Below are 24,319 nucleotides of genomic sequence, written 5' to 3'. Positions count from 1 at the left end.
CCCGGCACGTTCAGCGTGCGCCGTTAACCCAGTCGAATATTCAGGCTTTGAGCATCCCCGGTCCGGGCGGCGCTGATCAACTGTTGCCGCGCAGATGTACTCAACGGATTGAGCCAGCTGACCACCGTGTGGCTTCGGCCGAGGCGAAGGGCTTCGCAGGTCAGTTGCTGGGCGCTCTGGGCTCCGCGTGGTTGCAGCAGCAGGATGCGTTCGCGATTGAGGCCGGCGTCCCGCAACCAGGTCTGGGTCAGGCTGGCGGGTGGGGCGATCAGGGTCAGCCAACGTGCATCCTGGTCCTGGCTGAGTTCCCGCAGGATCGGCGCCAGAAGGTTCAGGCAGTTCCCGGCTGCACCACGCAGAGACAGTTCACTGAAGACCTCGGGTTCGGCGCTCCAGGGTGACTCGACCACTTCCTTCAGGATCGGCGCCAATGGCTGTGCCATGAACGCTTCGAACTGAAGCGGCAGTTGGGCTTGCTGTGGTGTTTGTGGGAACTGCATAAAGCCTCCTTTAGCGGCGAATGACGCCGACGCTCAAGCCTTCGATCACCAGTTCCTGATCTTTAAGGTTCACTTCGATAGGGGCAAACTCTGGGTTCTCGGCCAGCAGCCAGACTTTGCTGCCGTCGCGCTTGAAGCGCTTGACGGTCACTTCGTCGCCGATCCGCGCCACCACGATCTGGCCATTGCGGGCTTCGCGGGTGGTGTGGACGGCCAGCAGGTCGCCGTCGAAGATGCCCACATCCTTCATGCTCATGCCGTGCACCCGCAGCAGATAGTCAGCGCGCGGGTGGAAGAATGCAGGATTGATGTTGCAGGACTCTTCAACGTGTTGCTGGGCGAGGATCGGCGCGCCGGCCGCGACCCGGCCAATGATCGGCAGGGTGGAGTCGTCGGCCTTGGCCTCGAAGCCCGGAATGCGAATGCCGCGCGAAGCGCCTGGGGTCATTTCGATCGCGCCCTTGCGGGCCAGCGCCTTGAGGTGTTCTTCTGCCGCGTTGGGCGATTTGAAACCCAGTTCCTGAGCGATTTCCGCGCGGGTCGGCGGGTAGCCGTTGTCTTCCAGGCAGCGTTTGATGAAGGCCAGAATCTCGGCTTGGCGTGGCGTCAGCTTTAGCATATTGATCGCTCTGTCTTTTTATACAGTGACTGGGATTATATACAGTGGAACGGTCTTGGCAATGCCCCTTTTTTTGTCTGCCGCCAGACGGTCGCTCAACCTGCTGGTGGAAGCTTTGCGGTTGTGTGGTTAAATGTCTGACCGACCATTCGCAAAACGAACTGCCAGACTTGACAACACAAGGGTTGAAACGTATGTTTCAAACAAGTGTTTGTCAGGCGGAGTAGCCATGGCCCAGTCGGAAACCGTTGAACGCATTCTCGATGCTGCCGAGCAGTTGTTCGCGGAAAAAGGTTTCGCTGAAACCTCATTGCGTTTGATCACCAGCAAGGCGGGTGTCAATCTCGCGGCGGTGAACTATCACTTCGGTTCGAAGAAGGCGCTGATCCAGGCGGTCTTCTCGCGCTTCCTGGGGCCGTTCTGCATCAGCCTCGACAAAGAGCTGGAGCGGCGCCAGGCCAGGCCTGAAAACAAGCCTTCCCTCGAGGAGCTGCTGGAAATCCTCGTCGAGCAAGCCTTGGTGGTGCAACCGCGCAGCGGCAACGACCTGTCGATCTTCATGCGTTTGCTCGGGCTGGCCTTCAGCCAGAGCCAGGGACATTTGCGTCGTTATCTGGAAGACATGTACGGCAAGGTGTTCCGCCGCTACATGATGCTGGTCAACGAGGCTGCGCCGCGCATCCCTCCAATCGAACTGTTCTGGCGCGTGCACTTCATGCTGGGTGCGGCTGCGTTCAGCATGTCCGGTATCAAGGCGTTGCGCGCCATCGCCGAAACCGACTTCGGGGTCAACACTTCCATCGAGCAGGTCATGCGCCTGATGGTGCCGTTCCTGGCGGCCGGCATGCGCGCCGAATCCGGGGTCACCGACTCGGCCATGGCCACCGCGCAGTTGCGTCCTCGTAGCAAATCGACACCGGTTGCCGCCAAGGTTTAGCCGCTGATGGGTGGGCGCGGCGGCTTACATCCGATAAGCTAGCCGCCCATGCCGACTCTCGTTGTCAACCCGCTCCCGTTACTGATCGTCGTCCTCCCGGGTACAGCCCAGGGCGGTGCATCGCTGCGAGCCGGGTATATCGTTATCAAGGAATTGCTATGACTGCTGGCCTGCAAGGCTCGTTGATGGTGGACGTCGCCGGTACCTGGCTGACGGCTGAAGATCGCCAATTGTTGCGCCAGCCCGAAGTGGGCGGCCTGATCATTTTCGCCCGCAACATCGAACATCCACGCCAGGTTCGTGAGTTGAGCGCGGCGATCCGCGCCGTTCGTCCCGACCTGCTGCTGGCGGTGGACCAGGAGGGCGGGCGGGTCCAGCGCCTGCGCCAGGGGTTCGTGCGACTGCCGGCGATGCGCGCCATTGCCGACAACCCTAACGCTGAATACCTGGCCGAGCAGTGCGGCTGGATCATGGCCACCGAAGTGCTGGCTGTTGGCCTGGACCTGAGCTTCGCCCCGGTGCTGGATCTCGATCACCAGCGCAGCGCGGTGGTCGGAACCCGTTCGTTCGAAGCTGATCCGCAGCGTGCCGCGCTGCTGGCCGGTGCGTTCATTCGCGGCATGAACGCCGCGGGCATGGCCGCCACCGGCAAGCACTTTCCCGGCCATGGCTGGGCCGAGGCGGATTCCCATGTCGCGATCCCCAATGACGAGCGCAGCCTCGAGCAGATCCGCGCCCATGACCTGGTGCCTTTCGCTAAATTGAGCAAGCAACTGGCTGCGGTCATGCCTGCCCACGTTATTTATCCACAGGTCGACGCGCAGCCCGCGGGTTTCTCCCGGATTTGGCTGCAGGACATCCTGCGTGGCGAGCTGCAATTCGACGGGGTGATTTTCAGCGACGACCTGTCCATGGCCGGTGCCCATGTGGTGGGCGATGCCGCCAGCCGTATCGAAGCAGCATTGACCGCCGGCTGCGACATGGGCCTGGTGTGCAACGACCGTGCGGCCGCCGAACTGGCCCTGAGCGCCGCTCAGCGACTGAAGGTCAAGCCGTCGGCGCGCATTGCGCGGATGCGTGGCCAGGCGTACGCGAGCACCGAATATCGTCAGGATCCGCGCTGGCTGGCTGCCGTGGGCGCGCTCAGGGATGCTCAGCTTATCGATTAACGGAGGGGCGCCATGACGGTCTACGCGATTATCGGCGGTACCGGCCTGACCCGGCTGGAAGGCCTGGACATTCGTCAGTCATTGGCGCTGGACACTCCCTACGGCGCGCCGTCTGCCGAGGTGCAGATCGGCGAGTACGCCGGCCACGAAGTGCTGTTTCTCGCCCGGCATGGCCAGCCGCACCGCTTTGCCCCGCACCGGGTGAATTACCGCGCCAATCTCTGGGCGCTGAAGCACGCCGGTGCCGAGGCGATTCTTGCGGTCAACGCGGTGGGCGGCATTAACGCGGCGATGGGCACCGGGCATTTTTGCGTGCCGCATCAATTGATCGACTACACCAGCGGGCGCGAGCAAACCTGCTTTGCCGACGACCTGGAGCCGGTCACCCATATCGACTTCAGCTACCCCTACAGTGAATCGCTGCGTCAGCGCTTGATCGCAGCGCTGGCGGCCGAAGGTGTTGGTTTCAGTGATCAGGGCGTGTATGCCTGCATGCAGGGACCGCGGCTGGAAACCGCTGCCGAGATCCTGCGCCTGGAGCGCGATGGCTGCGACATCGTCGGCATGACCGGGATGCCGGAAGCAGCCCTGGCCCGCGAGCTGGAACTGGATTACGCCTGCCTGGCGCTGGTGGTGAATCCGGCGGCGGGCAAGTCGGCATCGGTGATCAGCATGGCGGGGATCGAACAGGCGTTAAGTGAGGGGATGGGCAGGGTGAGGTCGACGTTGGCGCGGGTGCTCAAAGGCTGAGCCAGGCGTGGGTCCGAGTCGCTCCCTTCGCGAGCAAGCCCGCTCCCACGTTTCGATTTTTGTGAATCCTCAATGGTTGGGGCAACACAAAGTCCAGGTGGGAGCGGGCTTGCTCGCGAAGGCTATCTGTCAGTCGCCGCAAGTCTCAGCGCTTCTCCAGTTTGTCTGGCAACGGCGCAAACAACGCTTCAATATCATCGCTCTGCAGCTTCCAGTCCCCCGCCTGGCGCCCATCCAGCACGCCCGCCGCCAGGTCCGATTTTTCCTTCTGCAGGTGCTGGATTTTCTCCTCCACCGTGCCGCGCGCAATCAGCTTGTAGACGAACACCGGCTTCTCCTGGCCGATACGATAGGCGCGGTCGGTGGCCTGGTTTTCCGTGGCCGGGTTCCACCAGGGGTCGTAGTGAATCACGGTGTCCGCTTCGGTCAGGTTCAGGCCAACGCCGCCGGCTTTCAGGCTGATGAGAAAGATCTGACGCTTGCCGCTCTGGAACTCCTTCACGGGCGTGCGACGGTCGCGGGTCTGTCCTGTCAGCAGCGCGTAGGCCACGCCGCGTTTTTTCAGCTCGTCTTCGATCAGCGACAGCATTGAGGTGAACTGCGAGAACAGCAGGATGCGCCGGCCTTCCTCGAACAGTTCTTCGAGCATTTCCATCAGGCTGTCGAGCTTGCCCGAGGTGCTGCCCCGTGCCGGAAGGGTCGCGTCGTTGACCAGGCGCAGATCGCAACACACCTGGCGCAGCTTGAGCAGTGCCTCGAGGATGATGATCTGGCTGCGGGCCACGCCTTTGCGGGTGATTTCGTCGCGGACTTTCTTGTCCATGGCCAGGCGCATGGTTTCATACAGGTCGCGCTGGGCTTCGTTGAGTTCGACCCAATGGATGATCTCGGTTTTCGGTGGCAGCTCGGTGGCTACCTGTTCCTTGGTCCGGCGCAGCAGGAACGGTTTTATCCGACCGTTGAGGTGCTGCAGTCGTACTTCGCTGGTGCGCTTTTCAATCGGGACGCGGTAATCGCGGTTGAAGCTTTTCACGTCGCCGAGCCAGCCAGGCAGGAGGAAATGAAACAACGACCAGAGTTCACCCAGGTGGTTTTCCAAAGGCGTACCGCTCAGGCACAAGCGCTGGCGGGCGTTCAGCTCGCGGGCAGCCTGGGCGGCCTTGCTGTTGGGGTTCTTGATGTACTGCGCTTCATCCAGCACCAGAACGTGCAGCGGCTGCGCCGCCAGGCGCTCGACGTCCTTGGGCAGCAACGCGTAGGTGGTCAGGATCAGGTCGTAGTCGGCCAGGTTGTCGAAATGCTTTTTGCGGCTGGCGCCGTACAACGCCAGCACCTTGAGTTGCGGGGTGAAGTGCGCGGCTTCGTCGAGCCAGTTGGGAATCAGGCTGGTGGGCATCACCACCATGCAGGGGCGATCGAGGCGCCCGGCGTTCTTCTCGCTGAGCATATGCGCCAGGGTCTGCAGGGTTTTGCCCAAGCCCATGTCGTCCGCGAGAATCCCGCCGACCTCCAGTTGCCGCAACGACTGCATCCAGCTCAGGCCTTCGAGTTGATACGGGCGCAGGGTTGCGTTCAAGCCGTCCGGTGCCGTGGCGGCGTAGTCCTTGATGTCACGCAGGCGCTGGGCAAAGGTGCGGATCTGCTCGCCACCTTCCCAGAGCAATGGCAGGTCTTCCAGCGCATTGAGGCGCGTGGCGTCGGCCTTGCTCAGGCGCAGTGTGGTTTCACCAGGCTCTTGCAGGTAAAACTCGCCGAGGGTCGCCAGTACCGGTTTCAGGCGGCCGAAGGGCAGGGCGACTTGCAAGGGGCCGTGCTCGGCGTTGGGCCGGTTGGGAATGTTGACCAGGATCAGCTCGTCGTCGCGCCGCCGGGCCAGGCGCTCCGGGTTGAGCAGTTCGGTGTGGGAGCGCATCAGGTTCAACAGGATCGGCAACAGGCTCAGCCGCTCGCCATTGACGATGATCCCCAGTTCCAGGTCGAACCAGTCCCGTTCCGGCGCCTGTTCGACCGTGGCGTACCAGTCGTCAACGGCGGTCAGGTCGAAGCCGAAGTCCTCGTTGATCTGCAGCTCCCAGCCCTGGGTGCGCAACTTCGGCAGTTCATTGAGGGTGAAGGTCAACCAGGCGCTGTCATTGACCATCTCATACAGTTCCCCGGCGCTTTCCGGCAGGGCCTTGCTTTGCCGGGTGGCGATTTTGAAGCCGAGGATTCGCAGCTGTTCGCGGTAGGACTGTTCCACGTCCGGGTGGCGTTTTATCCGCAGGGTCTGGGTTTCCTGGCGAATCAGGATGTCGGAATTCTTCTGGCCTGAAACGTACTCGTCCAGATAACTGAAAGACAGCGCCGCGCGATGCTGGATGTAACGCTGCATCCGCCCGTTGCGCGGTTCGAAGGCGCTGAACTCGATGCTCGCCAGCCACAGGCGCGGTACCGGTTGCACATTGTCCACCAGCACTTGCGGTGGCGCCTTGGGGCTGCGGTTTTCCAGTACCGCCTGGAGTTTTTCCAGGAGTTCGGCGTCCTTGGCGGCGGCGGGGTAGTCGAGGGTTTCCTGCACTTGCAGGAGCACCGCCGCGCAATGTTTGCAGTTGCTGTGCACCGGGCAGGAGCAGGTGGCGTCAACCATCAGCAAGGTGCCTTTGGCCGACTCGCGCAGGCGAATGGTCTGACGGTAGACGTTGCCGCCAGAGCCTTCGCAGGCCGCGAGGATGGTCGAGTCGCCGACTTCGACGATCCTGACGCGATTTTCCAGTGCGTAGCGGCGACCGCGTTCCAGGCTCTGTTCCTTGAATCGGCTGACCCAGGAAGGTGCCAGGGGTTTGCTCAGGGTCGCGGACATGGGGGCTTCAATCAGTCCGGAACGACTTCAGGGGCTTCCCGGGGAGCGGGCGCCGTCAATGACGTGATCTTGATCAGCAGGCCCAGGTGGCCGTTGTCGAGGAAGTTGAGCTGGCCGTTCTTGGTGTGGCTTTCCTGTTTCAGGCGTTCGCTGGCGGTGACCAGGCCGTCGTCGTTGAACTGGTTGACCCAGAAATCGGCGTCTACGTCAGTGAAGCGCCCAAGCGTCATGTTCAGGGTGCCTTCAATCGGGTACTGACCGAACTGCTCCTTGCCGTCGCTGACCGCGACCTTGACCGGTGTTTCGCCGAGGGTCTGTTGCCAGGCCTTGTGCAGCAGCACGGTGTATTCATTGCTGGCGGTCAGTTTTTCCACTTCGCCATTGAGGCTCGGCGTGCGCAGGCTGTCAGGGCTGACGGCTTGCGCGCCGGCGGCCCAGTCTTCGGGCGCGGCACGGCTGACAATCGCCGGCACGGCATTCTGTCGCACCAGAATCATTTCAATTTGATACAGGTCATCGGCAAAGACCGACGGGGCGACCAGTGCTGTTATTAACATTGTCAACAAGGTCAGTGAGCGAAACAGGCGCATGCGGCGTCCTTCAAGCAGTTTTCGGGATGAGGCGCTCGAACAGCGCCTCTACAGTATTAAAGCGCTCTTCCGGGCGCTCCATCGGGACCTGGAACTTGAACATCGTGGCCCCTTCGAATTTGTAGCGTTTGGGCTGGCTCTGGATCAGCTTGATCAGGGTCAGCGGGTCGACCGGGGTCTGTGTCGCAAACTCGATTCGACCACCCTGCGGGCCGCCGTCGACTTTCTTGATGCCCAGCAACTCGGCCTGCAGTTTCAGGGCGGTGATGCGCATCAGGTTCTTGGTCGGCTCCGGCAACAGGCCGAAACGGTCGATCATCTCCACCTGCAAGTCCTTGAGGCCTTCCTCGTCGGTGGCCGAGGCGATGCGCTTGTAGAGAATCAGGCGGGCGTGAACGTCCGGCAAGTAGTCCTCGGGAATCAACGCCGGTACGCGCAAGTTGACTTCCGGACCGCCGCCCAGAGGCTGGTCGAGGTTGGGTTGTTCGCCCTTGCGGATCGACTTCACCGCGCGTTCGAGCATTTCCATGTACAGGGTGAAGCCGACCGCCTGGATCTGCCCGCTCTGACCATCGCCCAGCAATTCGCCGGCGCCGCGGATTTCCAGGTCGTTGGTGGCGAGCACGAAGCCCGCGCCGAGGTCCTGGGTGTTGGCAATCGCTTCGAGGCGCTTTTCCGCGTCTGCGGTGATCTGCTGGCGCGGTGGCGTCAGCAGGTAGGCGTAGGCCTGGTGGTGACTGCGCCCGACGCGGCCGCGCAACTGGTGCAATTGCGCCAGGCCGAACTTGTCGGCGCGCTCGATGATGATGGTGTTGGCGCTCGGCACGTCGATGCCGGTCTCGATGATGGTCGAGGCGATCAGCACGTTGAAGCGCTTGTGATAGAAGTCGCTCATCACCTGTTCGAGCTCGCGCTCGCGCATCTGCCCGTGGCCAATGCCGATCCGCGCTTCCGGTACCAGTTCGGCGAGGTCGGCGGCGCATTTCTCGATGGTCTTGACGTCGTTGTGCAGGTAGTAGACCTGGCCGCCACGCAGCAGCTCACGGAGCAGGGCCTCCTTGACCGTGCTCTTGTTCTGCTCCATGACGAAGGTGCGTACCGACAGGCGCCGGGCCGGCGGCGTGGCGATGATCGACAGGTCGCGCATGCCCGACACGGCCATGTTCAGCGTGCGCGGAATCGGCGTGGCGGTCAGGGTGAGGATGTCGACTTCGCTGCGCAGGGCCTTGAGCTGTTCTTTCTGACGGACACCGAAGCGGTGTTCTTCGTCGATGATCACCAGCCCCAGGTTCTTGATCTTGACATCGTCGGACAGCAACTTGTGCGTGCCGATGACGATGTCGATCTTGCCTTCGGCCAGGTCCGCGATCGCTGCATTCACTTCCTTGGCCGACTTGAAGCGGCTCATCACTTCCACGCTCACCGGCCAGTCGGCGAAGCGGTCGCGGAAGCTGTTGTAGTGCTGTTGGGCGAGCAGGGTGGTCGGTACCAGGATGGCCACCTGGCGACCGCCGTGCACGGCAATGAACGCGGCGCGCATGGCCACTTCGGTCTTGCCGAAGCCGACGTCGCCGCACACCAGGCGATCCATCGGCTTGGGCGCGAGCATGTCTTCGCGCACCGCTTCGATGGTGGTCTGCTGGTCCGGCGTTTCTTCGAACGGGAAACCGGCGCTGAAGGTGGCGTAATCGGCCTTCGGGTCGGCGAAGGCATAACCCTCACGGGCGGCGCGGCGCGCATAGATGTCGAGCAATTCAGCGGCGACGTCGCGCACCTGTTCGGCGGCCTTGCGCTTGGCTTTTTGCCAGGTCTCGGAGCCCAGGCGATGCAGCGGGGCGAGGGCGTCGTCGCTGCCGGTGTAGCGGGCGATCAGGTGCAGGTTGGCCACCGGCACGTAGAGCTTGGCGCCTTCGGCGTATTCCAGGGCGAGGAATTCGGCGGTCTGGTTGTCGATTTCCAGGGTGGCCAGGCCCAGGTAGCGCCCGACACCGTGATCGATATGCACCACCGGCGCGCCTTCGCGCAGTTCGGTGAGGTTCTTGATGACCGCATCGTTGTTGGCGTCGGCGCGTTTTTCGCGGCGCCGGCGCTGCATCACGCGCTGGCCGAACAGCGGGCTTTCGGCGACCAGCGCCAGGGCCGGGTCGTCCAGTAGCAAACCTTCGTCCAGCGGCGCGATGGTGATCGCCAGGCGGTCCTTGCCGGCGACGAAGTCTGGCCAGCTGTCGACGGTCTTGGGTCGCAGCTTCAGGCGTTCGAGCAGTTCCAGCAGCACCTCGCGACGGCCCGCGGACTCGGCGGTAAACAGTACGCGACCGGGGAACTCGTCGAGGAAACCGGCCAGCGCCGCCAAGGGTTGCGTGGCCTTGGCTTCGATGGCCAGGTTCGGCAGTTCCCGGGCCGGGAAGCGTTCGCGGCCGGCGCCGGTTTCCACGTCCTGTTGACTTGCCACCACCCGCGGCCAGTTTTTCAGGCGCGCGAAGCAGTCTTCCACCGGCAGGAACAGCTCGGCGGGTGGCAATAATGGACGGGATGGGTCGACGCGTCGCTCTTCGTAGCGATTGCGCACGTCGTTCCAGAAGTTTTCCGCCGCCTGTTCGATGCCTGGCAGGGAAAACACCTGGGTGTCCTGGGGCAGGTAATCGAACAGGGTCGAGGTTTCTTCGAAGAACAGCGGCAGGTAGTACTCGATACCGGCCGGGGTAATCCCGCTGCTCAGGTCCTGGAAGATCGGGCAGCGCCGGAAGTCGACATCGAAGCGCTCGCGAAAGCGCGCCTTGAAGCGGGTGACCGCCTCTTTCTGCAGCGGGAATTCCTTGGCCGGCAGCAGCTTGACCGAATCGACCTTGTCGATGGAGCGCTGGTTTTCCGGGTCGAAGGTGCGCAGGGTCTCGATTTCGTCATCGAACAGGTCGATGCGATACGGCAACTTGCTGCCCATCGGGAACAGGTCGATCAGCGAGCCGCGCACGGTGAATTCGCCATGCTCGTACACGGTATCGACGTAGCGATAGCCGGTGGCCTCCAGGCGGGTGCGCATTTGCTCGACGTCGAGCTTCTGGCCGACATCCAGCACCAGGCTGCTGCCGAGCAGGAACTTGGTCGGCGCCAGGCGGTGCAAAGCGGTGGTGATCGGCACCACCAGCACGCCGTGCGACAGCTCGGGCAGCCGGTACAGGCTGGCGATGCGCTGGGAAATGATGTCCTGGTGCGGCGAGAACAGGTCGTAGGGCAGGGTTTCCCAGTCGGGGAAATGCAGCACGGGCAAATCCGGGGCGAAGAAACTCAGCTCCTGTTCCAGCCGTTCGGCACTTTGGCTGTCGGCGGTGAGCAGCAGGGTGAAGCGCTTGGCAGCGCTGGCGGCCTCGGCAATAGCCAGGCTCAGGGCGGCACCGGGCAGGTTGCCCCAGTGCTGTTTACCTGCCGCGGCAGGGAGAAGCGGTAGACGCAGAACGGGCACGGAAGGTTGAGCTCCAAGCGTTGCGACAAAGTCGGTAATTGTAGCGGTCCCGGGTGCCGCCTGTCAGTTGCAGACTGTGTCTATTACGCAGGTTTGGCGAAATGTAGTGGTAAAGACAAAAAACCACGGTTTTTTACCGGAAAAACCGGAATATGTAGTGGTAAAACCAGCAGGTGTTACGGAGGGTTACGGATAAGGTAGCGTTGTCTCCAAAAAATTGACTGCGCTGAAAGCCCCGGTTTCATTGGGCTTCAGCGATGCGTGATTTTTTTGAAGGGAAAATTGTTACGGATCGCACGACAGGCGCGCATTGCTACACGAGGCGTACGGCGGCATAATGTAGCCCCTTTTTTCTGCCCCTACATGTGGAAGGTTCCCGTGACTCAGAAGCCCGACCAGTGTCTTGGTGAATGGATCGACCGTGAAGCACTCGCAGAAGCGATGATTCCGCTTATCGGTCAGCTCTACCGCAATAACAATGTGGTGAGCTCGATCTATGGCCGCAGCCTGATCAATCGTTCAGTCATTGCGATTCTCAAAGCTCACCGCTTTGCCCGTCACCGTCAATCCGACGATGCCGAGCTGTCCGTCCACGAAACATTCCCGCTGCTCAAGGCGATGAGCGAGCTCAAGCTCGGCGCCGCTTCGGTAGACCTGGGCAAGCTGGCAGCCAAATTCAAGGCTGAAGGCAATGGCCGTACTGCCGAGCAGTTCGTCCGTGAAGAACTGGCCGACGTGGTTGGCCAGCAGAACGCCTCCGCCCGCAAAGGCACCGACGTTGTCCTGTACGGTTTCGGTCGTATCGGCCGTCTGCTGGCGCGCATCCTGATCGAGAAAACCGGTGGTGGCGACGGCCTGCGCCTGCGCGCCATCGTCGTGCGCAAGGGCGCCGAGAACGACCTGGTCAAACGCGCCAGCCTGCTGCGTCGCGACTCGGTCCATGGTCCGTTCGATGGCACCATCACCATCGATGAAGCCAACAACACCATCACCGCCAACGGCAACCTGATCCAGGTTATCTACGCCAAGAGCCCGGCCGAAGTCGACTACACCCAGTACGGCATCGAAAACGCGCTGATCGTCGACAACACCGGTGTATGGCGTGACGCCGACGGCCTGGGCCAGCACCTGGCCTGCCCGGGCGCTGCCCGCGTGATCCTCACCGCACCTGGCAAGGGCGCGCTGAAGAACATCGTTCACGGCATCAACCATGGCGACATCACCCCGGACGACAAGATCATCTCCGCGGCTTCCTGCACCACCAACGCCATCGTGCCGGTGCTCAAAGCGGTGAATGACAAGTTCGGCATCGTCAACGGCCACGTCGAAACCGTTCACTCGTTCACCAACGACCAGAACCTGATCGACAACTTCCACAAGGGCAGCCGTCGTGGCCGCGCCGCGCCGCTGAACATGGTCATCACCGAGACCGGTGCCGCCACTGCAGCCGCCAAGGCGCTGCCAGTGCTCAAGGGCAAGCTGACCGGCAACGCAATTCGCGTTCCTACTCCGAACGTGTCGATGGCCATCCTGAACCTGAACCTGGAAAAGGCCACCACCCGCGAAGAGATCAACGAGTACCTGCGCCAGATGGCCATGCACTCGGATCTGCACAAGCAGATCGACTACGTCAACTCGCAGGAAGTGGTTTCCACCGACTTCGTTGGCTCGCGCCACGCAGGCGTTGTGGACGCTGAAGCGACCATCACCCAGGATAACCGCGTTGTACTGTACGTTTGGTACGACAACGAATTCGGTTACAGCTGCCAGGTGGTTCGCGTAATGGAAGACATGGCCGGTGTAAACCCGCCAGCATTCCCGCGCTAAACCTTAGCTGCACATGAAAACGCCCCGACCTTGGTCGGGGCGTTTTTGTTTGTGCGCCTTTCAGACATTTCCTCGCGGATAAGGTCGTCTTGGAAACACTCTTGTAGGAAAAGGATTGTTTCAGTTAGCGAAACTTCTTATTCGTCTTTTTGACCCTGCCGTGAAGGTCGCAACGCTGTTAGCGTCCGCTGCATTATTTCTCAACACCCTTCCAATCATAAGGAGTTTGAAATGAATGCACCCTTCGTCCCCTCGTATACCAACGATGTCTCCCCAGAGTATCTGCGCGGTCTGGACAACCTTCATTTCACTGAGCATCGAATTGCGCAATTAAGTGAACAAACCCGGACGGTTGTTTGTGAGCAACAGGCTTTCATCGACACCCATCCCGCTATCGCCATTTTCCGATGCGCCACAGAGGGCAGCCAGACCCGCAACGGCGGGGTGATCCAGCAAGGTACGGGGCCGCTGGAATTCAATCTGGAAGATGGGCGGTCGGTGCGCGGAGCACGCAAAGGCGACTACGCCCTGTATGCCGATGGCACTACGGCGCAGATCATCACGGGCGCCGGGCAAGGCAACAATGATGTGGCGCTGGTCGGCAGCGTACTCAGCAATGGCGACGAGATCATCAATACGCTGCAAGACGGCTTCTCGTTTATTGCGCGTGAAGGTGTGTCGATCGCCGAAGATTTTCTGCCCTCTATCGCGGACTGAACAATGAAGGCAGGCAGTTGCCTAGGCCACAACCCAAGGTCGTAAACCTTCTGGACTCGGCTGGAAGTCATGGAGAAGAAATTCAATGAGAGAAGGACATTTCATCGGTTTGAATGACCGAACCACCTGTGGTGGCCAGGTTCTCGATGGTGACACCCGGATCATGATGTTCGGCATTGCCCACGCCCGCGATGGTGATCGCGTCACCTGTGGAGAAGACGGGAAGACCTATCGGATCGTCGGCGGCATTTCGCACATGATCAGTCATGGAAAGGCCATGGCGGGCACGCTGGACAGTTACAGCAATTGCCCCTGCAAGGCTCGGCTGATCGCCACGGTGCTCACGGCTACCTATGAAAGCAAGGAAGGTGCTGTGCAGCCGGCCACCAGGGTCGCAAGCTCACCGGCGACCCCGGTGGCTAACAGCTTCACAACCAGGCCCCAGGTGGTTAGTCCGAAGCTGGCAGATCAAGTCGTTATCCAACCCGGCGACCTTGGTGGAAGCAAAGTCTGTAACCATCCAGACCAAATGGAAGCGTTGGCCAGTTACATCGCTGGCGAGATGAATCGGAACATCAAGCATCCGGCCGTGTTGAAAATGAAAGAGCTGTTGAGCTACGACAGCGGTGCAGAAGCCAGGAAGTTTCGGTCGTTACCCTGGTACGCCAGGCTGGCCGGACCACCGAATTTCAACGGCATCGAATGGACGCTAAAGCTTCAGGCGATGGCGATCTGGACTAAGCAAGTGGGTCAAAATATGGAGTGGGATCATAAGCCGAAGCTGGAGGCGATGTACAATGGTGACGTCCGGCACAAGCAAGGTAGGTACGAGTACTACTACGATATCTGGTCGAATATTCACTATGGGTATGTTGGTATCGCAGGTGGGCTTTCAGAAAGCTTGCTACTAGACGGTGCAGGGGCTGAACAAATCGCCTCGGATTCCTTCCGTAAGGTTGATGAGGCACTAACAAAACCAAAAGAGGAAAGAAGACTTCTAGGCCCTCGTCCTACAGACAGTCCTTGGACAAAGTTGCGATCATGGGATGATGTAGCTGATAGGGTATCCATCAGCATCGGTATCAAGCTCGCCAACCAGTACCCTAATGGTGGTATAACTGCGCAGATCATCATGAATGAAGTGTTGGGAGTTGCAGTAGAAAATTGGGGGGAAGGAGTCCGTGTGCACGTCTGCAAATAAATCCAGATTACGTTACATTCGGTGGATATGGATTCTGCTGCTACCGCTATTAATTCCCCTGCTGGTGTTTTTGATAATTGTCCTCTGGCGAATTATTATGCTGCCTGCTGCAACGGTCCATTACTCCAAGAACGGGGTGGATGAACTGCGGTTCATCTGGAATGTACAGCACCGGATTTACAAAGGGCGCCTTCCCCCAGGCAGCAGTACACGGGATTATGGGTTCTTGTTTCCAGATGAGAAGTTTTTCATGGAGATCTCTTGGTGGAATGATAAGGATCTCCGGCACTGCGTCAATATATCCCCGAAATGGTCCACTACGCACATCTATCTTGATGCAAATGGCGATATTGATCACAGCGAAGGCGTCGGCACAGACTCTGATCGATTGAAACAGTGCAGTACAGATCCTGCGAGCCCATGAGCGATGTAAGTAGAAAAAATAAATTGCAGTTTTCGTTATTCACCCGGAGAACTATGGGAGTTGGGTTCGTACCAAAATTCGCTAGACCTTATTTCCGGTATATACGATGGTTATGGATTCCGTTTTTACCACTGCTCCTGCCGCTGCTGGTACTGCAGTTGATGGCTCTTTGCAATATTTATGCTCTACCCAGTGCCACCGTCAATTATTCCAAGGATGCCGAAAAGGGATTGCGGTACACATGGAACGATCAAAGATCGGATATACAGGGGGCGGATGTCCCTCGGAGGCTCCGTCAGCGACCACGGATATCTATATCCGGATACCGAATTTTTCATGGAGTTTTCTTGGGCAGTTGAGAACGGGCGTTGGCACTGTATCAGCATCACACCGAAGTGGCTCAATATGCATATTTTCCTCGATGCGGACGGCAACATCGATATGAACAAAGTGAGCGGTACAAATGTGGGTAAGCTAAAAGAGTGTCAATGGGATTTGGTCAAGCCATGACATGCGTCAAATCAGTAGTCTGTCTTGGTTTGATCAATTAAGCCTGCCAACACACCCGCGACTGAAGGGGAGGAGTTCGTGGCAGCATTGGCAGGTGAAACCCTAAAGCGGTACTCACGGTGGCTATGGATCCCAGTTGTGTTTTTGGCGATCATCCATTGGGATATTGCGTTGCCTACTGTGACTATTTATTACTCCAAGCATGCTAAAGAAGAAATCAAATACATTTGGAATGTACAGCACCGGATATTCAAAGGACGAATGCAACCTGGGGGCGGCACACGTGATTATGGCTTCTTGTTTCCAAGTGAGAAGTTTTTCATGGAGGTCTCCTGGTGGAATGATAAAGCGCTCCGACACTGTGTCAACGTGACCCCAAAGTGGCCAAATACTCACATCTACCTGGACGCCAATGGTGATGTTGATTACAGCGAAGGCAGTGGCACGGATTCGAATCGGCTGAAACAATGCTTTACGGACACAGCGAGCCCATGAGAAGCGGGCGGAAACTGCTCGCAATATCGTTTCTAATGTATTTTCTCTGGTATGTCTCCGTGCCGAGGGTGAAAGTCTATTTCTCGGAGGAGGGGGTTGAACAGTTGAGTTTTGTTCTAAATACTCAACACGATATATTTCGAGGGGAAATCTCCCCCGGCCACTCAACAGGAGGCCCTGGTCACATTTTTAAAGATGATAATTTCTTTATGCAGTTTGACTGGGCTGTGTCAGAAAGAAGTCATTGTATAAGAATGATTCCTGAGTGGCCGGTGACCAGCATCTATATTGGAGCAGATGGATCTCTCGATAGCAGTCGTACTAATGCTGTTAATTCAGGCCGATTAACGGAATGCCCTCGGCCATGAATACCACAACAAAGGGGTGGAGTCCCTGCCCGAGTCTAGCGACATTGATCTCAGCGAAGGCAGCGGCTCGGATTCGGATCGCTTTAAACAATGCACCACAGACTACGCGCGCCCCTGATAGGCGCCAAAGCATGAATGTAGCCCGTCTCCCTGGACCGCTTAGCACTGACTTATATCATTTTACTCTGTCCGGCCATCATTTAAGAATTATTTAAAATCCGATAAAAAGTTCAATTCGCAATAAAAAATAAAAACCACCAATAAAAATAACAGCTTGCCGACTAATGCATGCCGTGGATCCAATCATCAATCCGCTACATATTTGACGTCATTTAATTGCTCTATTCATTTACTTGACACCCCCAAGCACTGAATCTAGTGTCGCCCATGACACCGCCCGCTCTGCCTCGGGCATTACGAACGTCATGCTTTACAGCAACTCTCCAAAAAGACGGGAATCCCATTTCCGCTCACATCACAATAAAAATCACATCAATCAGCGTCGGCTTAATTGCCGTGCAGAGACCCATTACGTTTTGCTCACCCTGCCAGAAGTGTTTTCGCAGTCAGGCCCGCTATTGCCTGGCTGATATGCGGTTGGTCTATCGGGAGAGTCGAACATGGCGGAAGAACGATCGAAGTTGTTGTCGCTGTTACCGCGCCTGGTGGGGTTGGGTGTGTTGGGGTTTGTTGTCTGGCTGTTGCTATCGACTTTGCTCATGCCACTGGTGTCAGCCTCTGCCACCCGGGCGATTCTGAATGCGCCGGTGATTCTGTTGACCACGCCGATTGATGGCGTGGTGAGTTCCCTGGCGGTCAAGCCGGGGGTGACGTTTACCCAGGGCCAGAAGATTGCCGTGGTGGAAAACCCGCGGGCGAATCAGGAAACCTTGTTGACCCTGCAAACCCGGCGCCTGACGTTGGAGCAGCAGTTGTCGTCTTCGGCCAGTCAGGCCGAGCACGATCAGCGTTATTACGAGGAGCTGGAGAAGACCAGCCAGCAGTACCAGGCCGCCTTTCATACCCGCCAGCTCTACACGCAAAAAGCCCTGAAAGCCGAGAACAGTGCCGCCAGTGCGCGGTTGATCGATGCTCAGGAAACGGTCGAGCGCAATCTCGAGTTGTTCGTCCAGGGTGCGGTCAGTGGGGCGGTGGTGGCGTCGTCGAAAGCCCAGTTGGCGTCGTTGCAGGGCGCGGCCGAGTCGGTGCGTTCGCAGTTGCGGATCACCGATGGTGACGTCAGTGCGGCCAACAAGCGGGTCTACCTCGATCCCGATCAACTGCGCATGTTCGATCTCAGTGCGCAGATGACCACGCTCAAGCTCAGCCTGGAGAATCAGGCGCGCAACCGGGCGACCTATCAGCAGGAACTCGCCAACCTCAACCAGCTGATCGATACCGAGCAGAACCGGATCAAGTTGATGGCCGGCTACGACGTCGTGGCGTATTCACCGGGGACCGTCCAGGAGCTGCTGGCGCCCCAGGGCACCCTGGTGCAGGCTGGCTCGACCCTGCTGCGGGCCACCGATTGTGCGCAGAGCTACGTGATTGCGGTGTTCCCCGAGCGCATGGCCAGCAAGATCGACCGCGACAGTGTGCTCACCGTGAAAATCCGCGGCCTCGACCAGCCGCTCAAGGCCAGTGTGGTGCAGTTGCTGTCCAGTGCGTCGGACATCCGCGCCAATACCTACAGCGTGCCGTTTCCCTATGCCGAGCAGAATTCGGTGTACGTGGTCGGCACCTTTGCCACTGACCTCACGGACAGCCAGCGTGCCATGACCTGCAACCCGGGGTTGTGGGCCAGTGCCGAGGTGTCGCGGCCATGAATATTCTATTGCGAGCGATGGTGGGGCTGACGTTGATGATCGGCGCGGCAAGCGGATGGGCCGCGCAAGCCCGGCCGCAACTGGCGGCAATGACCTGCGCCGCCCTGGATCAGGCCGTGACATCGCAGCCAGCGGGCCCGGTACTGCTGGCCAGTTATCCGCCGCTGGATGGCCAGCCCGCGCCGATCCTGGCGTTGCGCGGCGTGGCGTTCACCTACGACAACGCACTGGCCAGCATCGCCCTGTTTGCCTGCGGCAAGGCCGAATCGGCGCGGCGGATTGCCGATGCGTTGGCTTTCGCCACGCGGCACGATCCGGAGTACCAGGACGGACGCCTGCGCAACGCCTACGCCGCCGGCCCGGTGGCCGCGCCGTCGATGAAGTTGCCGGGCTATTGGAGTGTCGAGCGCAACGCCTGGAACCAGGACGCCTATCAAGTCAGCAGCGCCACCGGCAATCAGGCCTGGGCGGCACTGGCCCTGTTGGAGGCCTATCGACAGAGCGGCGAGGCGTCCTATCTTGAGGCCGCGCGCAAAGCCCTGCACTGGTCGCAGCAAAACACCTACGACGGGCAGTCGCCCGCCGGATTCAGTGGCGGCTATTACGGGTACTTTGACAAGCAGGTCCAGCAGAACTGGAAATCCACCGAGCACAACGTCGACCTCGCGGCGGCGTGGTCGGCACTCGACGCAGTCGCGCCGAATCAGGACGCAGCGAAACAGGCGCGGATCGCCCGGCAGTTTGTCTCGAGCCAATGGGATGCCGGGGAAGGGCGCTTCCTGATCGGTACCGGCGCGGATGGCCAGACCTCGGATCGCGTGCGCTCAGGGCTCGACGCACAGATCTGGCCCTTGATCGCCCTGCATGAGCCGCCCAAGGACTGGCGGCGGGTCTTCGCCTTCATCGATCTGGCGCACCGTGCCGGCGAAGGTTACGGTTTCAACCGCGACCCCGATGGCCTGTGGACTGAAGGCACCGCCCAGGCCGCTGCGGTGGCGCGCTTGAGCGGCCTGGGTGACAAAGCCCAGCCGCTGTGGCGCGTGCTGCTGGCCCAGCAGGCCGGCAACGGTTGGCTGTTCGCCACGCCGCAAGCACGTATCAGTACCGGGCTGGCCATAGGCCCGGACTCGGTCAGCAACGATTTTTTCTATTACCACCTGCCTCACTTGGGCGCCACAGCGTGGGCGGCGATTGCCGCCACCGGCGTCAATCCCTTTACCGGTTCGCAAGAGGCTGACTGACATGCAGGCACTGGACTCGCTGCAACTGCTGCAAATCAATGTCTGGACCCTGGCGGCGGTGATTCTGTTCACCTGCCTGACCCACCGTGATCAATGGGCCGCGCGGGTCGGTTTCGGTGCCATCACCGCCTTCCTGCTGATCAATTATGCGGCCTGGCGGATTCGCGACACTTTGCCCGACGGTCATTCCGGATTCGCCACGGTCTGGGCCTACACCTTCCTGTTCTTCGAGATGCTGGCGATTGGGTACACGCTGTTTTCCATCGTCGTGATGCTCTGTCGCACCGATCACCACAAAGCCGCCGATGCCGGCGAACGCCGCCTGCGCCAGCAAGGCAACGCGGTGCCGGCGGTGGATATCTTCATCGCCACCTACAACGAAGGCCTGGAAATCCTCGAAAAAACCATTATTGCCGCCCAGGCCATCGACTACCCGAACTTCACCATTTGGGTACTCGACGACACCCGGCGCGACTGGTTGCGTGACTACTGCGCCGAGATGGGGGTGCAGTACGCGCGGCGCCCCGACAACTCCCACGCCAAGGCGGGCAACCTGAACAACGGTCTGCGCCAGTCGGCGGCCCTCAGCAATGCGCCGTACATCCTGGTGCTCGACGCCGACTTTGCACCGCAGCAGCCAATCCTCTTGCGCACCCTGGGGCTGTTCGACGACCCCAGGGTCGGCCTGGTGCAGACGCCGCAGTTCTACTACAACCCCGATCCGATCCAGCACAACCTCGGCACTTCAGCCTGCTGGGTGGATGAGCAGCGGGTGTTCTTCGATGTGTTCCAGCCAGCCAAGGATGGTTGGGATGCGGCGTTTTGTGTCGGTACGTCCTTCGTGGTGCGACGCGATTTGATTACCGACATCGGTGGTTTTCCTACAGGTTCGGTCTGCGAAGACATCTACACAACCTACCGGTTGCTGCAGAAAGGCTACGTCACCCGCTGGTTGAACGAGCGCCTGTCCATTGGCTTGTCTGCCGAAGGCTTGACCGAGTACATCAATCAGCGCGGGCGCTGGTGCCTGGGCACGATCCAGGTGGCGCTGCTCAAGGAAGGCCCGTTGCGCGGCAGCGGCTACACGCTCAATGACCGGCTGCACTATATCCATGGGCTGATGCACTGGTTTTCCAAGCCGTTCATTTTGATGATGCTGGTGTCGCCGGTGCTGTATTGGTACTTCGGCATCGCCGGGTTCTACGCCAATCCGGTGGATTTCCTGGCGTTCGGCATGCCGGCGCTGATTGCCTTCTGGGGCTACGGGACCTGGGTGACGGACCGGCGAACCTTGCCAATCTTCACCGAGGTCACGCAGATCGTGGCCTCGCTGGCGGTCACGGCGACCATCGCCAGCGCCATGCTTCGTCCGTTCGGCAGGCCGTTCAAGGTCACCGCCAAGGGCCTGGACCGGACGAAAACCATGGTTCACTGGAAGCTGTTCGGCTTCTTCCTGGCCCTGACCCTGCTGTCCCAGTTCGGCGCCTACGTCGCCATCAGCACCGCCGCCGCGTTCGACGGCAACATGCTGTTCAACCTGTGCTGGACGGTGGTCGCGCTGGTGTACAACCTGGCGACCCTGGTGGCCTGTGTCGACCGGCCGCGCTTGCATGGCGAAGAGCGTTTTCCGTTCGACAAACCCACCGGTTTTCGTTTTGGTGGCAAGGTCCTGGCGGGCCGCCTGGTGGATATTTCCCTCAGCGGCGCGTCGCTGAACTGCGCCTTCGCGTCCTCGATCAAGCCAGGCCTGTGTGGCCAGATATGGGTCGACAAGCTGGGCTGGCTCGACGTTGAAGTCATGCGCAATCACGGCGCGGACCAATTGGGCCTGAGGTTTGCCGACCTCGACGAAGGGTTGCGGCGGCAACTGATCGCCCGGCTGTTCAGTGACGCCACGATCAACGTGGTCAGCAAGGCGCAACCGGCACAGGCCTTCGGCACCTTGCTGCAGCGCTCGTTGATCGGCGAAAAACGCCTGGCGCCGCGTGTCGCCAAGCCGGCCAGGGCACCGACCTATGTCCCTGCACCGCGGTGGCGGCCCATCAGTGTGCGTTCGCGTAAGCAGGCGCTGCCGCACATCAGTGTCGGCCGGACGGGCCTGTGGTCGTTGCTTCTTTCCCCCTTGCGAGCTTTGCTCGGCCAACGTTTCTAGGTGCGCGCCATGAACAGTTGCTTGCCCACTTCATGTTTCATGACCTTGTTTTTGCTCGGCGGTTGTTCGCTGGAACCGACCTACGAGAAACCCGAAGCACCCATCGACCAGCAATGGCCAGCCAATGCCGCCGGTGAATGTTGCAACGGCAAGCAGGCGTTCGATAAGGACTGGCGCGGTTTTGTGGTCGACGAGCGCCTGCGCCAGTTGATCGACATGGCCCTGGCCAACAATCGCAGCCTGCGCCAGTTCGCGGCCAGTGTCGAAGAGGCGCGGGCCGGGTATGACAGTGCGCGCTCGGGGCTTTTTCCTACCATTGGCATCGACACTTACGCCGGTCGCAGCAAGTTACCGCCATTGGTGCGCACGCCTGGGGGCGGCGACACCGCTGGCAGCATCGCCAATACGTATCAGGCAACGGCGGGTTTTACCTCCTACGAGCTGGACCTGTTCGGGCGTATCCGCAGCCAGCGCAATGCCGCCGGGGCGCGGTTCGAAGCGTCCGAGGCGGATTACCAGGCGGCGCGGCTGGCGCTGATCGGTGAAGTCGCCAGCACCTGGCTGAGCCTCAAGGCCAACCAGCATTTGCTCGACCTGGCGCAGACCACCTGGCAATCCCAGGACCGTTACGGGCAGCTGTTGCGCAAGAGTTATAACCTCGGTTCCAGTGCGCGGATCGATGTCCACCAGGCGGATGCGCAAACCAATACGGCGGCGGTGCAGGTCAATACCTATCGCATGCAAGTGGCGCAGAACACCAATGCGCTGCGGGTGTTGGTGGGGCAGCCGGTGCCGGTGGGGTTGCTGCCGACCGGCGCGCTGGGTGAGCAGATGGCGACGCTGGACGTGCCGGCGGGTTTGCCTTCGGCGCTGGTCGAGCGGCGGCCCGACATCATGTCTGCCGAGGCGCAGTTGCGTGCCGCCAACGCGGATATCGGCGCGGCACGCACGGCGTACTTCCCGACCTTTTCCCTGACCTCGGCCCTGGGCAGCCTGACCGGGGAATTCTCCCAATTGCTCACGGGCCCGGCGCAATTCTGGTCGCTGGCGCTGGCCGGTTCGCTGCCCTTGATCGACGGTGGCGCGCGGCGGGCGCAGGTGGATGCCAGTCGCGCCCGTTTCGACGGCCAGGCGGCGGCCTATGAAGCCACGGTGCAGAACGCTTTTCGCGAAGCGGCCGATGCCCTGAATGCGCGGCAGGAAATGCTCACCCAGGTCGAGTACCAGAAAAAACTGGTGGGGGACTATCAGGAAGCCTACCGGCAGTCGCGCCTGCGCTTCGAGTCGGGGCTCGACAGCTATTTTTCCACCATGGATGCGCAGCGCTCGTTGTTCGATGCGCAGCAGAAATGGGCACAGCTGGAGTTGGCGCGGGAGATCAATCAGGTGACGTTGTACAAGGCGTTGGGAGGAGGGTGGAGCCAGTCGTTGAAGATGGCGGATCGTTGAACCACACAAGTTCACTCACACCACAATCCACTGTGGGAGCGGGCTTGCTCGCGAAGGCGTAGTGTCAGGCAACATCATCGGTGACTGACACTACGCCTTCGCGAGCAAGCCCGCTCCCACAGTTCTATCGCATAATGACCACCTTGGCGTTGGGTCAGGAAATGCCGTGGGGAGTGGGGGACTTGTTGAACAGATGGCAGGCCGTTGTCTTTGGGTTGATGGGCACCTTGTCCGCCTGCGGCACTGGCGAATCCATGGAAAGCTTCGGTGGGCCAACCATGGGCAGCACCTATTCGATCCAGTACGTGCGCCGTGCCGGAGTTCCCGCCCCGGCCGAGGTCCGGATACAGGTCGAAAAAATCCTCGCTGAAGTCGACCGGCAACTGTCGACCTACCGCAGCGACTCGGACACCGAGCGCTTCAATGCTTTGCCCGCCAATAACTGTCTGGCCATGCCCGCTCCGATCCTCGAATTGGTCCGCATCGGCGAGCAGCTGTCCGTGCAAAGCGACGGCGCCTTCGATCTGACGGTCGAACCGCTGCTCAACCTCTGGGGTTTCGGCCCCCAAGCCCGCGAAGAAAAAATCCCTACGACCCAAGCGTTGGCCGAGGCGCGCCGAAGTGTCGGTCACGATCATCTGCGCATCGATGGCGACCGGCTGTGCAAGGACGCCGCCGTCGAGGTCGACTTCAACAGCCTCGCGGCCGGCTATGCGGTGGACACCATTGCCGCGAAGCTCGAGGCCCTGGGCATCCACGACTACCTCGCCGAAGCCACCGGCGAACTCAAGGCGGCAGGCAGGAAACTCGACGGCTCGCCGTGGCGCATCGCCCTGGAAGAACCCCGCGACGATCAACAAGTGAGCGAGCGCATCATTGCCGTCGACGGCTATGGCTTGTCGACGTCCGGCGACTATAGAAATTATTTCGTACAGGGCGGCCGGCGTTTTTCCCACACCCTTGATGCCCGCACCGGTACACCGGTCTCACACAACCTGGCGTCAGTCACAGTGATTCATCCTTCAGCGCTGATGGCCGATGGCTTATCGACGCTGTTGCTGATTCTCGGCCCGGAGCGGGGTTGGGACTACGCAGAAAAACACGACATCGGCGCATTTTTTGTGATGCGGGTCGATTCAGGTTTCGTCACACGAAGCAGTCACGCTTTTGCCCGCTTGAGTGGCGAAAAAACCGAATGATTGCGGTGATCCGGGCATTGAAACCTGGCGTTGTAGTGCAGGCAAA

General features: G+C 60.2%; 18 protein-coding genes. 13 read left to right on the top strand and 5 right to left on the bottom strand.

The genetic code is table 11. The annotated features are described in order from the left end of the window. Window positions 1-23 precede the first annotated feature (23 nt). Together sulA and lexA are read right to left on the bottom strand one after the other, a co-directional pair. The gene (sulA, locus tag BKX96_RS11470; protein ID WP_077183933.1) at window positions 24-500 is read right to left on the bottom strand and encodes an SOS-induced cell division inhibitor SulA; all 477 of its coding nucleotides are present in this window, start codon (window positions 498-500) and stop codon (window positions 24-26) included. A gap of 10 nt (window positions 501-510) precedes the next feature. Then, the gene (gene lexA, locus BKX96_RS11465) at window positions 511-1,119 is read right to left on the bottom strand and encodes a transcriptional repressor LexA (RefSeq protein ID WP_046819516.1); all 609 of its coding nucleotides are present in this window, start codon (window positions 1,117-1,119) and stop codon (window positions 511-513) included. 229 nt (window positions 1,120-1,348) lie between these two features. Between lexA and BKX96_RS11460 the strand changes: the two genes are divergently transcribed. The 3 genes from BKX96_RS11460 (at window position 1,349) to BKX96_RS11450 (ending at window position 3,975) form a co-directional block, all read left to right on the top strand. Next, the gene (locus BKX96_RS11460) at window positions 1,349-2,056 is read left to right on the top strand and encodes a TetR/AcrR family transcriptional regulator (RefSeq protein ID WP_008064449.1); all 708 of its coding nucleotides are present in this window, start codon (window positions 1,349-1,351) and stop codon (window positions 2,054-2,056) included. A gap of 158 nt (window positions 2,057-2,214) precedes the next feature. Then, a complete protein-coding gene (gene nagZ, locus BKX96_RS11455) occupies window positions 2,215-3,225 on the top strand; it encodes a beta-N-acetylhexosaminidase (RefSeq protein ID WP_046819517.1) in 1,011 nt (336 codons plus the stop codon). A gap of 12 nt (window positions 3,226-3,237) precedes the next feature. Further along, the gene (locus BKX96_RS11450; RefSeq protein ID WP_077183932.1) at window positions 3,238-3,975 is read left to right on the top strand and encodes an S-methyl-5'-thioinosine phosphorylase; all 738 of its coding nucleotides are present in this window, start codon (window positions 3,238-3,240) and stop codon (window positions 3,973-3,975) included. 145 nt (window positions 3,976-4,120) lie between these two features. Here the strand turns inward: BKX96_RS11450 and BKX96_RS11445 are convergent, their stop codons facing one another. From BKX96_RS11445 to mfd, 3 genes are read right to left on the bottom strand one after another with little or no spacing between them, the layout of a single operon-like run. Then, window positions 4,121-6,814 carry a DEAD/DEAH box helicase gene (locus BKX96_RS11445; RefSeq protein ID WP_077183931.1) on the bottom strand — a complete coding sequence of 898 codons (2,694 nt, stop codon included), beginning with the start codon at window positions 6,812-6,814 and terminating at the stop codon, window positions 4,121-4,123. Window positions 6,815-6,825: 11 nt separating this feature from the next. Next, window positions 6,826-7,404: a CsiV family protein gene (locus tag BKX96_RS11440; protein ID WP_046819520.1), complete on the bottom strand. Its 579-nt coding sequence runs from the start codon at window positions 7,402-7,404 to the stop codon at window positions 6,826-6,828. Between the two features lie 10 nt (window positions 7,405-7,414). Continuing rightward, window positions 7,415-10,864, bottom strand: coding sequence for a transcription-repair coupling factor (gene mfd / locus BKX96_RS11435; RefSeq protein WP_046819521.1), 3,450 nt, complete (start codon window positions 10,862-10,864; stop codon window positions 7,415-7,417). A 363-nt stretch (window positions 10,865-11,227) separates the two neighbouring features. On the opposite strand from mfd, the gene BKX96_RS11430 reads away from it, so the two are divergent. The 10 genes from BKX96_RS11430 to BKX96_RS11375 all read left to right on the top strand — a co-directional run bounded on the left by BKX96_RS11430 (window position 11,228) and on the right by BKX96_RS11375 (window position 24,273). Beyond that, window positions 11,228-12,691 (top strand): glyceraldehyde-3-phosphate dehydrogenase, encoded by a 1,464-nt coding sequence (locus BKX96_RS11430; RefSeq protein WP_046819522.1) that lies wholly within the window; start codon window positions 11,228-11,230, stop codon window positions 12,689-12,691. 231 nt (window positions 12,692-12,922) lie between these two features. Then, entirely contained in the window at window positions 12,923-13,408 is a 486-nt protein-coding gene (locus BKX96_RS11425; protein WP_077183929.1) for a hypothetical protein, read from the top strand. A gap of 85 nt (window positions 13,409-13,493) precedes the next feature. Beyond that, the gene (locus BKX96_RS33200) at window positions 13,494-14,609 is read left to right on the top strand and encodes a polymorphic toxin type 44 domain-containing protein (RefSeq protein WP_077183928.1); all 1,116 of its coding nucleotides are present in this window, start codon (window positions 13,494-13,496) and stop codon (window positions 14,607-14,609) included. A gap of 760 nt (window positions 14,610-15,369) precedes the next feature. Then, on the top strand, window positions 15,370-15,543 hold the full coding sequence (locus tag BKX96_RS33195) for a hypothetical protein (RefSeq protein ID WP_256721508.1): 174 nt from the start codon (window positions 15,370-15,372) through the stop codon (window positions 15,541-15,543). Between the two features lie 78 nt (window positions 15,544-15,621). After that, window positions 15,622-16,038: a hypothetical protein gene (locus tag BKX96_RS11405; RefSeq protein WP_256721507.1), complete on the top strand. Its 417-nt coding sequence runs from the start codon at window positions 15,622-15,624 to the stop codon at window positions 16,036-16,038. A 988-nt stretch (window positions 16,039-17,026) separates the two neighbouring features. Continuing rightward, window positions 17,027-18,232 carry an HlyD family secretion protein gene (locus BKX96_RS11395; protein ID WP_077183922.1) on the top strand — a complete coding sequence of 402 codons (1,206 nt, stop codon included), beginning with the start codon at window positions 17,027-17,029 and terminating at the stop codon, window positions 18,230-18,232. After that, window positions 18,229-19,473 (top strand): hypothetical protein, encoded by a 1,245-nt coding sequence (locus BKX96_RS11390; protein WP_077183920.1) that lies wholly within the window; start codon window positions 18,229-18,231, stop codon window positions 19,471-19,473. Before BKX96_RS11395 ends, BKX96_RS11390 begins: the two co-directional genes overlap by 4 nt. 1 nt (window position 19,474) lies before the next feature. Then, the gene (locus tag BKX96_RS11385) at window positions 19,475-21,625 is read left to right on the top strand and encodes a glycosyltransferase family 2 protein (RefSeq protein ID WP_077183919.1); all 2,151 of its coding nucleotides are present in this window, start codon (window positions 19,475-19,477) and stop codon (window positions 21,623-21,625) included. A 9-nt stretch (window positions 21,626-21,634) separates the two neighbouring features. Then, window positions 21,635-23,074, top strand: coding sequence for an efflux transporter outer membrane subunit (locus BKX96_RS11380; protein ID WP_077183918.1), 1,440 nt, complete (start codon window positions 21,635-21,637; stop codon window positions 23,072-23,074). Between the two features lie 161 nt (window positions 23,075-23,235). Further along, complete coding sequence (locus BKX96_RS11375; protein WP_410454532.1) at window positions 23,236-24,273, top strand: FAD:protein FMN transferase; 1,038 nt, start codon at window positions 23,236-23,238, stop codon at window positions 24,271-24,273. Window positions 24,274-24,319: the final 46 nt, after the last annotated feature.

This window comes from Pseudomonas putida (assembly GCF_001976065.1).
Classification (GTDB): domain Bacteria; phylum Pseudomonadota; class Gammaproteobacteria; order Pseudomonadales; family Pseudomonadaceae; genus Aquipseudomonas; species Aquipseudomonas serbica.
The sequence above is the reverse complement of the archived record's forward strand: the minus strand, read 5'-3'. Positions and strand labels throughout refer to the sequence as shown.